This is a genomic window from Stutzerimonas stutzeri, from assembly GCF_013522825.1.
In the GTDB taxonomy this organism is placed as follows: Bacteria; Pseudomonadota; Gammaproteobacteria; order Pseudomonadales; family Pseudomonadaceae; genus Stutzerimonas; species Stutzerimonas stutzeri_AK.
In genome coordinates this window covers 58,230-69,679 of the sequence record NZ_JAAMQZ010000028.1, presented here as the reverse complement: position 1 = coordinate 69,679, position 11,450 = coordinate 58,230, and the positions used below count along the sequence as shown (strand labels likewise).

Below are 11,450 nucleotides of genomic sequence, written 5' to 3'. Positions count from 1 at the left end.
GCCTGCCAACAGCACAGAACGTTGAGGACTACGAAGCGCTGCTGCCTTGGAACTGCCCGCCGGCTTCTGCTCCTGCTTCCTGAAAATAAATCCCGTCCTGGCGGGCGGGGTTTATGGAGCGCTTACGAACATTTCCACCTTGATATCCAGCTCGACCAGCGCGGCCAGGCCGTTGATGGATTTGCGAAAATCGACGGGCTTTGGGTAAAGGTAGACCTTCTGCACCTTGGCGTCGGGACGCATCATGACGGGGCTCCACTGGGGAAAACAGGGAGCCCAGCATCCGGGAACGGACAGGTCAGTTGAAGGTGGGGTTTATGGAGCGGTTACCCAGCAGCACCGCCAGCGAGGGACTTCAGATAGGCGATCACCGCATCGGCCCGTCCTTCCTGAACCAGGTCATCGGCAGTCTTGTAGCCGAAGGCCCGTAGCGGCTCATTGCGAAGCAGGGAGGCAGCCCGTTCCAGGTTCCCAGCCATCTCGGTGGCCACGGCCAGTACCTTCACCATATCCTGCAGATATCTCCAACTGCGGGGCATGGGGCCTGGCGGTCGGGTGTTGCGATGCACATGAGCGCGCTCGGCCAGCTCCTGTACCCGAAAACCGAAGAAGTCACTCACCATGGCCTGCGACAAAATGCTGAATCGATTATCAGCTCAGTGAACTGGGTAAAGCTGGTGCAATCAGGAGTAAGTTATTGGATTAACCAGACGGGCCACTAGGCCGCAGCCTGGTACGGCACTTTCGGCTCAGTGGACAACACACCCAAATAGCCGTTATTGGCAAGCAAAGACTCAATAGTTTTTTCACTCACATTGAAATACTCTGCCGCGTCCTCAAAAGAAGATTCCGAGAACTCACCATCTAGATAATCGACCAAAGAGTCAATCGGGCATAAGAACTCGGCTGCGAAGGATCGCTGGCGCTTCTGCGTGGCTGTCGCGATATCTGTTGAAACCAACCAACCACTATCGGCCTGGGGACGATCAAGTATCTCCCCTATCAGCCGAGCAAACTCGAAGCGCTTGGCAACTGGGTGCCTTTTACGGGGCACATACCTGAACCCATCCCCACTCACCGGCTCGGCAATTGCGACCTTATTTCTGCCGGATGAACTCCAGCCATCCACTTGCCTCTCGGTAATACCTAGGAGGTCGTATATTTCGGAGTTCTTGATGGGGTTTTCCCTGTTACCAAGTGCTTCACGAAGTTGCCTTGCCGAATTAACTCCTCGCTGCCACGGTTTCAGCGAATGCGGAGCACGCTCAAAGTCTCCAGTCCTTACTGAAGGTTGCCCCTGGATTCCACTCTGCGCCGCAAGTTCAACAATCTCATTGAATCCAGATTTATCCCCGTTTCGACGCCCGAATACCGGAGCCAGTTCCGACATGGCAGCGACCCCCGTCCTACTCTGCAGCTTCAATGCCTCGGCAATTATTTGCTCCGGACACTCATCAGGGTCGTAGCCCATTTGTGCTTCAAGGACTCGATAGTGCCAAGCCTCAGGGTTAGCTCGATCGTCCCGAATCAGTGTCCACAGCTCGGCAAGATCGGTTTCACGATGCCCTAATGCCTGCAACCTGGTAATAACCCTCTCGACAAAGCCATCGATCCGCCGCTGAAAGCTCGCAAGTGGTACCGCATGTGGGACATCTAGACCATAGAGGTACTGGACGGATTGTCCTGCCGCCGGTATCTGTTCGGCCCAAACATTTACCGACTCCCCATCCGCAGCAAATATGATTCGGGGCCATACATAACCATGATTGGCAGCGCCTAATTCATGAGCTATACGCCAGTCCAACGATGGTCTGACGTTAAACTGCGGTAGAGGCTCAAAGTTTAATCGCCACCAGGATGAGGCCAACCACAAAGCCAACGGATAGGCTGAGACAAGTACCGAATCACGCACGGTACTAGACCAAACATCCTCATTGCGTGTTAAGCAGGTATTATCCAAGTGAATTGCCAACTGCCCCGATGTATCACGGAGGAGCGGGGAACTACTTTCAGCAGATAACCAGTCAATCGAAAAAATGATCTCAGCCATGGCGCTTCCACCGCGCAATCACCTCAGAGGCCAGAGGATCGCTATCAGGCATTGGGTAGCCATGGTACTGGCCGGTTTCCGGATTTTCCAACTGCGCCTCCATTGGAATGCCCGCATCAGTAACAGACCAAATATTCTTTGGCCAGCCACCATTTTCGCGGTCACTGACCAGCCCCTTCTCTATACCTGCCTGAAGCAAATCCAGAGCTTCTGTACGAGTAAAAATCCGCGCAACATCACACAAAGACTTTCCTTGGCGTGGATCTGCCGGCGGCTCCAGTCCAAAATCTCCAGGGTTCATCTTATGCTCGGGGTTGCCACCGTATGAAACGCCTGCCCTCAATTCACTCAGACGCCGGCTCTCCCACTGACCAGGGTCAGCGATCCGACGCTTACGATTGAATTTCTGGTATCGCTTTTTCATCCGTTACCCAGCACATGAGCCTGTAATTAAGGAGCGAGTATAAAGCACAACACGAGCTAAACACTGCGGCCCAGTCGCCATGCGATAGAGCCCATCGTGCAGGGCCGCACAGCCGAGTTGTAGCGGCCTACTAAACCCGCCCCGCCTCAACAATTAGCAAACCCATATGGCGTTTTCTTCAGCGAGACCTCAGCTCAATCCGGCAACCACGCCTTGCGCCACGCCTCGAGGTTTTCACCCTCAAGCATCCAGCCGTTCAATACGGCAGCGCGTAGCTCATCCCCTGCCCTGGCGGCGGCATCGAGGTCGTTGATATGCGCCCGGATCGCCTCCACCCAATCCTTGAAGCGGTTCTTGACCCGGGTGACCGGCAAGCCATCATTCTGAAAACAGCGCACATCGCTGCAGATCACCGGGAAACCACAGGCGCCGTATTCCAAGAGGCGCAGATTGCTCTTGCATTCGTTGAACAGGTTCTGCTCCAACGGCGCAAGGGCCAAATCCAGATTCAGACTGGCCAGCGCCGACGGGTATTGATGGATGAACACACCCGGGTGGAATTCATGGATGTAGGGCCGAAGCTTGTCCGGGCACATACCCAGGAACACCCACTCGACCTCGTCAGCCAGTTCCTTGACCACATCGGCAATCAACTCCAGATCGCCCGTGTGACCTGCCCCTCCTGCCCAGCCGACACGAGGCTTCGTACCCACGCGGCGCCCACTCTGCAAGCCCTTCCACCAACCGGCAGGCAGGCGGTTCTCGATCACCCGGATATCGCCATGCAGCCCGGAGAAGGCCTCGGCCAGCGGCTGGGTGGATACCACGAAACGATCGACATACCCCAGCCCTCGCCGCAAGCTGCGGAGAATATCCTTGGGCATATGCAGACGGTGGATGCTTTTGATCGGCAGGTTCGGCAGGTAATCGTCCAGCTCGAAAACCTTGAAGGCCCCAGAGAACGCCTGCATCCGGCGCATCTTTTCCAGTTGCTCATCGAGCACCGCTCGCTGCAACACAACGACATCCGGCGCATAACGGGCCAACTCAGCAGGCGATAGCAGGCCCATCGAGAGATGCCCCTCGATCAATCCGGCATCTCGCATGGCGTTGAACGGCTGGATCATCCGGTAATGGCCACACCCTTGTTGATCCGCGTGATGGCCCAGCACGACCGGCAGGGGCCGCCAGGATTGCAAGGGCTGCCAGGACAATTGCGGATCGGCCAGCTTGAAGCCCTGCTCGACCTGCAAACTGAAACCAGGGTTATAGGCCGGGTCGCGCGCGATAACAGGCAACCAGCGCTCATAGATCGCATCGTCTTGCGCGGCTGTCGGCGCAACTTCCGGGGGTGCATCCATCAGCAACTGAACCCGTGGCGTCCAGACATTCAGATAGCCTGCCTGTTGCAGCCGCAGACAAAGGTCCACATCCGCCCAGCGCGCCAGCAGAGGCGCTTCGTCGAAACCACCGACCTGCTGGAAAACCTCGCGATGAATCATCAGGCACTCACCACTGAGGGCCGAATAGTTCTGTTCGACCTGCAAACGCTGCATATAGCCGGGATCGTCGAACGAGGCGCCCTCGAAGGCACGCCCCGCTGGCCCACAAAGACCGAGCAAAAATCCGGCGTGGCGCATCTTGCCATCCGCCGATAGCAGTTTGCCGCCCACGGCACCGACTTCCGAACGCTGGCCGTGATTGAGCAGTTGCTGCAACCAGTCCTTGTCCATGACCCCTGCGCCATCGCCCAACCACAGGAGAAAATCCCCCCTCGCCTGTTGGGCTGCCTGATTGCACACAGCAGAACGCGACAAGGCGGAGCCGAAGCGCAACACCCGCAGCTGATCCGCACCCATCGCTTCCACGCCCGCCAGCCACTCGCGCATCTCCGGAGCTTGGTTGCCATGATCGAGCAACAACACTTCGTAATTGGTGTACCCGGTATGCTCCAGCAGGGTTTCCATGCAGCGCTGTATCTGCGGCAAACGATCCTGGACCACGATCAGGATGCTCACCGAGCCCAACTGTGCATGTCCGTAGTCCAGCTCGTAACGCCCCGGAAGACGACTGCCCACTCGGGCCTGCTGATAACCGCGGGCCTGCAGATGACGCTCGATCACCGCTCGCTCCTGCAGACTATCCCGCAGCGCGAAGGCGTCACTGGCCAGAAGAGGCTCACTGATATGGCCGATGCACGCCAGGCCATGGCGCTCGATCAGGCGTAACTGATAGTCCAGCTCGAACGCCTCGCCACACTCCGCTGCAAAACCGCCTTGCTCCAACAGAACGTCACGCCGCAGCAGCCAGTGCCGGGAAAGCCCCGCCGGGAAGCTGAGCAACAAGTCCAGGTTCAGATCCGGGCGCAAGGCAATCCCGTGCTCGCCATCCTCCAGGCGCATCAGCTCATCGGCATACACCGCCAGGCAGGAGTCTGGCGCGCCTAGCAAATCCAGCGCGGCAATAAGCAGGCCGCTGGTAGTAAATTCAACCCCCGCCTCCACGCTCAGCAGCCAATCAGCCGTACTGGAGACAGCCGCCGCATTGAGTGCCGCCACCTCCTGGCCATCGGCAAGCGGCAACACTTCGGCCCGCCCTTCGATGCCCGGCAAAGCCAATGGCGAGAGCACCCGAACGTCCAGATTGCGGTATCGGTTCTTGTTTTCCAGGCTGAGCAGCGTCCGCTCGACCGCCTCCACCTCGCCTTTGCCATCGAGCACCACTACCGCAATACGCGGTCCGCCAGCATTGGCTTGCAGACGCTGGTCGATCAGCCCCTGCTGTACATCCTTGGGCCACCGCTCGCCCAGCCAGGCAGACAACGGCACACTGCCCAGGCCTCCAGCTCGCTGAATGGCTGCGAGCACATTGACTGACTTGAATACCCGCGCTTTGAGCTGCGTGATCGGAGCCACTCGCACAAAACGGTTGTCCTCGTCGGCGCGATACCAGCCCAGATCGCGAATGGCCTGGCGGAAATCGGCGTGGCCTTTTTCGCCGATACCAAGCTGGTCGCGGCCCGCTTGGCTGAATTGCTCACGGGATACGCGGAAATTCGTCAGCGGTTTAGCCAGCATGGCAAGGTTGCCACGCCTCAGCAGCTTGGCATACAGCGCTAGGTCAGCCACCCAAGTGATACGAACACCATTGAGTACCGACAAGCCTTCTTTGAAGTCCAACAGATCATCACGTCGACATAAAACAGTACTAGGCTCACCGATGAAATTGACTGTGTGCTCGGCAAAGAACGAGATCAGATCGCCACCGTCGATAAGCGTATCCCCCGCGAAGGGATATACCGTTGCCAGGATGTCCGGTAGCGGGTTGCCCTCCTCGTCGATACGCCGACGCCGCGAACTGGCCAAGGTCACGCTGGGATCGGCTTCCATGACCGCCACCAGAGAAGCAATACAATCCGGTTGCAGCACGTCATCGTCGTGCAGAAATTTCACATAGCGCCCTCGCGCCAGTGATACGCCACGAGCGGTACTGCGCATTTCCCAAAGACGCTGCTCGTTGTGCTGATAGCAGATAGGGAAATCGGCCTGCGAACGGAACGCCTCGATCGCCCGTGCAATCTCATCATTGCGCGCATCGTCACACACGATCAGCTCAATGGGCCGGTAGGTCTGGTGCAGGATGCTTTCCAAAGCCTCGGTCAGATACAGGCTCTTGTAAGCCGGCATGACGATGCTGACCAATGGTGCACCGTCAAAATCATTAACCATTTTGCGCCTCTGCCATCAAGGATTTCAGGCGACTTACCACTCGCGCAGCATTGCAGTCGTCCTGATGATTAAAAAAGAATTTCCGGGCCATCCTGTAACGCACACAGGCAACCTGTTCGGGGTGAAGCAACTCCTGCTCCAGTGCAACGAGCAACTCGGTGAACGTGGCTACAACCGGCCCAGGAAAGGCCAGTTCCATATCGTAAAGCAGACCATTCTGCTGAGATTGATAATGTTCCAGATCGTAGGCAAAGCTGAACACAGGCTTATCGATGTACAACGCATCGATATAAACTGATGAATAATCAGTCACCAGCAGATCAGCCTCTCGCAGCACAGGAGCAATCTCGTTGATTCGGGTATGCCCAAGGTCGACGATGGTATCGCCATCTATATAACGCTCCAGATTGAATAATTGCTCACCCTTGCGAAAGTAATGCATACGAAAGCCCAGCACTGCACTATGCTTACGCAATAGCGTACGCAAGCGCTCTATTTCATCGTCACTGAACTGATAATATTGGGCAGCTGCCACACTACTTTCGCGATAGGTTGGAGCATAAACAATCAACTTGCGCCCCTGCTTCAATTCACGAATTACCTGCAATTCATCCCGCAAAAATGCCGGCAAATCAGACTCGCCTCTACGCAAAAAATCATTGCGGGGCAAGCCGGTAACCCACACGCAGGACGGATCAATCGGGTGGAACATCGCCGCCATGGCATGACTATCGACATCCGACGAGCTAATCAATCCATGGTAATGAGCACGCTCCTTGCGTCGCAGCTCTACCCTGTCGACATGCTGGCGTAGCTCCGGCCTGGTCAATGCAAATAGCCGCTTGAGTGGGATACCATGCCACAAGTTGACCACTATCCGGCGTGTGTAGTCCGGTCGAAGCACCACAAAAGACCCGTCGCTCCAGCGCCATGAAATATCCAAAGCAATCGAATTGGTCAACAACAGCACACCGCAACGCGCCAACGCACAAAGCCCTGCCATGCTCTGCACGTCGACAACCTTGAGGTTACATGAGTCTTCTAAACGCAGCCCGCTGACACGTCCACGAGTGAAAACAACCTTGCACAGAGCTGGATCATTCTTTATCTGCTCAAATACCGCACGGGAATTCTCTATGAATTGATCCGGTTTCAGCGGATGGACAAAAAAAGCCCAGTGATCCCTGCGCTTCGGCAACAGCCGGTCATAAAACCACCACAAAGGCAGGAGCCAACGTGCGAATCGCTCTAGCCTTCCGCTATAACCGTTCATGCTTCTCGCTTAATTTCCGAATCAAAGCACAAATCGTCTCAATCTCATCGTCTGCCAAGTCAGGGTAAATCGGCAGACACAAAACGCTGTGAGATATTGCCTTAGCCACAGGCAATGAGGCAGGCGCTGCGGATGGCAATCCGCGGTACATAGGAAAGTCACTAATAAGCGGGTAGAAATAACGGCGCACCATAATACTGTGTGCTCGCAGGCACTCATATAACTGATCCCGGCTCAACCCAAAAGCTTCGCTCACAAGAATGGGGAAATATGCATGATTGGAGAAGTTCTGCCCATGAAGCTCAACACAATGCAAACCCGAAACATCGGCAAGGCGCTGCCGGTACAGTGCATCGATTTCCTTGCGCCGTGCCAGCGCATCGTCAATATACTGAAGTTGTAACAAGCCGAATGCGGCGTTGATTTCACTCATCTTGCCGTTAATGCCTGGCGCAACCACCGTTGTCTCATTAACGAAACCAAAGTTCTTCAGATGCCCAATACGCTGATAGGTCTTGGCATCTGGACAGATGATTGCCCCGCCCTCAAAGGTATTGAACACCTTGGTAGCATGGAAACTGAGCACACTGAGATCCCCATGACGCAGAATACTTCCACCCTCGTCGCGCACCGCAAAGGCATGGGCAGCATCATAGATCACCCGCAGGTTGTAGTTGTCAGCAATGGCCTCGATGGCCTGAACGTCACATGGGTTGCCATAGCAATGCACGGGCATGATTGCCGTGGTCTGCGGAGTGATGGCAGCCTCGATCTTCGCTGGGTCCAGGTTCAGCGTATGCGGGTCGATATCCACGAATACTGGTTTGATGCCGTTCCATAGCAGCGAATGCCCGGTAGCTACGAACGAATAGGGTGTAGTGATCACCTCTCCGGTGATCCGTAGCGCCTGCAAGGCAGTAACCAGAGCTAGCGTGCCATTGGCAAATAGCGCGATGTGCTCGATCCCTAAGTATTCGCACAACGCCTGCTCAAGGGCCTTGTGCATGTCACCGCCATTAGTGAGGATACCGCTGGCCCAGACTCGCTCCAGATAGGGCAGGAACTCTTCCAGTGGAGGCAACAATGGCCGTGTCACAGGAATACGCGCTTTCATCAGACCCCCTCAAAAACCAATGGATACACGCAATGACCAGGCACCAAACTCGCTAACCTCTCGCTATCTGGAAGGGTTCGCATGCCAACACCGCCCACCTCGGCAGACCAGAAGATCTCATATCCAGAAGCATGCTGTAACGGCAAGGCCTGTAACACATCGTATGTCAACAGGGCTCGCCCTATACGGAAATAACCCCAGATATCGCCCATCCGGTAATTCATCACCAAGCCATAGACAATAGACTTATCACGTGGCCTCATCTGGAGTAGTGACAATTCGTAGGCATACACTCCTTCTGCTCTCCGCCCCAGCTCCCGAAAAGGAAAACTCCCCTCTCCACACAAGCCCTGCATTTCAAACTCCAGATTGCAACCAGCCTTGATGCTGTCCGCAATCTGCAATTCGAGGTATACAGAGTGCTCACCAAGACTCAGGGTAGATACATGGAAGAAGCCGACTACAGGAAAACGCACCTCAGCCAGGGAAGAATCAATACCGAACTCGGGATTATTAAAGAACGGCTGACTCCAGTACACCCTGCCATCACGCTCAACTACTCCCGCATCAAGCGGAAGCCCCAAAAGATAACAGAGGCCAGCGATTTCGTTCCTTTTAATCAACGCAAGATACATGAGACGCCGAGGGCCTAGGGCCTGAACATCCAGATCGCCATAAAGCTCAAGTAGAGCTTGCATACTCTCCATATAAACACTACGGAAGGCTATCGAGCCAACAATGCCACCAGCAACATGCAAAGCCCGATGTAGATTATTTACGGCTACCAGGCGCCTATACCACTCAGCATTGGGGACACCCTCGAAATTCCGCCAGTCTATATACATAGAGCGGATACGATCACGGAAATTTTCTGGGTCGTTTTTCCTCTGCGTAATGGATTGTTCGCCTTCGGCATTACGCAAACGCCAGATATAGACCAACTGTGGAATGATTACCGTCCGCTGACTATAGAAATAAGCTTGGCGCACGAAAACGCCATCCGCATATAAAAGACCAGGTTCCATGCCCAACCCATGCTTTCGCAGAAATTCAAGACGAAAAATCTTGTTCCAGTAGAACGGGTCATGGAGAAGATCGGGAAAATCAGCAACGCTATCAACCACCCGGTGTGTCTTCCAGACAAAAGGCTCATATAGAAAAGTCACAGTGGAGATACCATTGGCGTTTAAACGCGCAGCACGGCCTATCACCACATCAGCCGAGTTCTCTATGGCCTCCTGCATCATTAGAGCATAGCCATCAACGGTCACTAGATCATCCGAGTCAACCAGTGCCACATAAAGGCCGCGGGCCATCGTCAAGCCCAAATTACCAGCAACAGCACCCCCTTCATTGATCTTCCGAATACATCTGAAGTTAGTATACCGTGATTGATAAGACTGACAGATTTCATAACTTTCATCCTGACTACCATCATCAATCGCAATGACCTCAATATCCCTGTAGTTTTGAGTCAACAGGGAATCAAAACAGGCCTGCAAATAATTAGCCGTATTATAGACCAGAACAACAATCGACAATAGCGGCGCCGCGCCTTCAACAGACATAATCACACCTTACCTTACTCGCGCCAGTCAATTAACTGATCAATACTATCTAAATCAAATACTGGAATACCGAGAGTTTCACTGACATCTAACCGCTCACGAAAAGAGTCATCAATAAACAGGGCACGATCGCCCTTCGGGATATAGCTGCTTTTCAAGCGCTCATCAACGATATGAATGATCGAGACGAACAGTTCCTTGGCAATGCAATACCTGGCCAAGGTTTCATAAGGACAGCTCTTGTGCCGAGTGATCAGGTGCACCAGAACACCACCAGCCGCCCATTGATACAGCAGCACAATCAGTACCGTGTTAACACGCCCTCGATGCAACAGGGTATCGTCCAGATCAATATAGACTTGGTCATACTCCAGCTTAACTTGGTAGCGACTGCGCAATGCACGATCCATAACGATGGGATAACTCTGCACAAGCAGACGAAAGGGCAATCCAAGGTGAGCATACAGCGAAAGCAAGGGATAATTGATCCCTAGATGCCGCGACAAGCCCATTGAACCTGCTATGCGTGGAGCAATCTCCAACAACTTCCACCGCCCTTGGACATCCTGTCTAAGCTGGAAGAACCAAGCCCCCTTGAGTTGCAATCGCTGAGCAATCTGCTCAGAAATGTCCATGATGGATGCGTCAGCATCAAAGGGGCGGGTGCGCACGCTAATACCTGACTTGACCCGACAGCGCTCACGAGGTGCAATATTTCTCAAACAACCATCAGTATCCGACAGACAGTCGACCGTCAACTCCAACCCAGGCAGATATTCGGAGAATACATATTCAACCGTCGCATTGAGTAATTCCTGATGCCGTCTGGCATCATGTACGACCTCAGCTCCCTGTGAGCCCTGGCTGACAGCCGGTTTGGCAAAGATCGGATAGCTTGCATCAGCTAGGCTTACCGGTCGTGGAATGAAATCGCAATCGGCGAAGAACGCATAGGTACTGTTCTTGTTGCGACAGACTCTAGCCTGCTCCAAGTCAGGAACAGCGGCAGGCGCCAATAGTGACTGCGCAGCTTCGGAAAGGCGCAGGAAAACGCTGTCATGAGCAGGCATAATTATATCGATGCACCACTCATCGACCAGCTCATTCAACTGATCGATGAAATCCCCCGAACTAACATTTGCACTAATTTTTCGATAATTACCATAGGTGAATTCACCATGATCGGCAACTGATGAAACCCCATACAGGGTAATATCCTTCTGCCAAGCCAAGGCCGCATGGATCTCTAGGCCGATCTCGGAACCGCAGGGGAATACCAGAACATTCACCGTC

The 11,450-nt window shown here is 54.4% G+C and carries 9 protein-coding genes; all 9 read right to left on the bottom strand.

Going from position 1 to position 11,450, the window contains the following annotated elements:
- Nucleotides 1-111: 111 nt before the first annotated feature.
- The 9 genes from tnpB to G7020_RS16810 all read right to left on the bottom strand — a co-directional run bounded on the left by tnpB (nt 112) and on the right by G7020_RS16810 (nt 11,446).
- Nucleotides 112-246 (bottom strand): IS66 family insertion sequence element accessory protein TnpB, encoded by a 135-nt coding sequence (gene tnpB / locus G7020_RS16850; RefSeq protein ID WP_258189374.1) that lies wholly within the window; start codon nt 244-246, stop codon nt 112-114.
- Between the two features lie 80 nt (nt 247-326).
- Nucleotides 327-620 (bottom strand): antitoxin Xre/MbcA/ParS toxin-binding domain-containing protein, encoded by a 294-nt coding sequence (locus G7020_RS24300; RefSeq protein WP_336509729.1) that lies wholly within the window; start codon nt 618-620, stop codon nt 327-329.
- Between the two features lie 98 nt (nt 621-718).
- Nucleotides 719-2,050, bottom strand: a complete 1,332-nt coding sequence (locus G7020_RS16840) for an ImmA/IrrE family metallo-endopeptidase (RefSeq protein WP_181086335.1) — start codon at nt 2,048-2,050, stop codon at nt 719-721.
- Complete coding sequence (locus G7020_RS16835; RefSeq protein WP_181086334.1) at nt 2,043-2,474, bottom strand: hypothetical protein; 432 nt, start codon at nt 2,472-2,474, stop codon at nt 2,043-2,045. The genes G7020_RS16840 and G7020_RS16835 overlap by 8 nt, the downstream gene beginning before the upstream one ends.
- Nucleotides 2,475-2,668: 194 nt before the next feature.
- Entirely contained in the window at nt 2,669-6,202 is a 3,534-nt protein-coding gene (locus tag G7020_RS16830) for a glycosyltransferase (protein ID WP_258189373.1), read from the bottom strand.
- A complete protein-coding gene (locus G7020_RS16825; RefSeq protein WP_181086333.1) occupies nt 6,195-7,475 on the bottom strand; it encodes a CDP-glycerol glycerophosphotransferase family protein in 1,281 nt (426 codons plus the stop codon). The genes G7020_RS16830 and G7020_RS16825 overlap by 8 nt, the downstream gene beginning before the upstream one ends.
- Complete coding sequence (locus tag G7020_RS16820) at nt 7,462-8,592, bottom strand: DegT/DnrJ/EryC1/StrS family aminotransferase (RefSeq protein WP_423835664.1); 1,131 nt, start codon at nt 8,590-8,592, stop codon at nt 7,462-7,464. Before G7020_RS16820 ends, G7020_RS16825 begins: the two co-directional genes overlap by 14 nt.
- Nucleotides 8,589-10,157, bottom strand: a complete 1,569-nt coding sequence (locus tag G7020_RS16815) for a glycosyltransferase (protein ID WP_181086331.1) — start codon at nt 10,155-10,157, stop codon at nt 8,589-8,591. Before G7020_RS16815 ends, G7020_RS16820 begins: the two co-directional genes overlap by 4 nt.
- A 14-nt stretch (nt 10,158-10,171) precedes the next feature.
- Nucleotides 10,172-11,446 carry an ATP-grasp domain-containing protein gene (locus tag G7020_RS16810; RefSeq protein ID WP_181086330.1) on the bottom strand — a complete coding sequence of 425 codons (1,275 nt, stop codon included), beginning with the start codon at nt 11,444-11,446 and terminating at the stop codon, nt 10,172-10,174.
- Nucleotides 11,447-11,450: the final 4 nt, after the last annotated feature.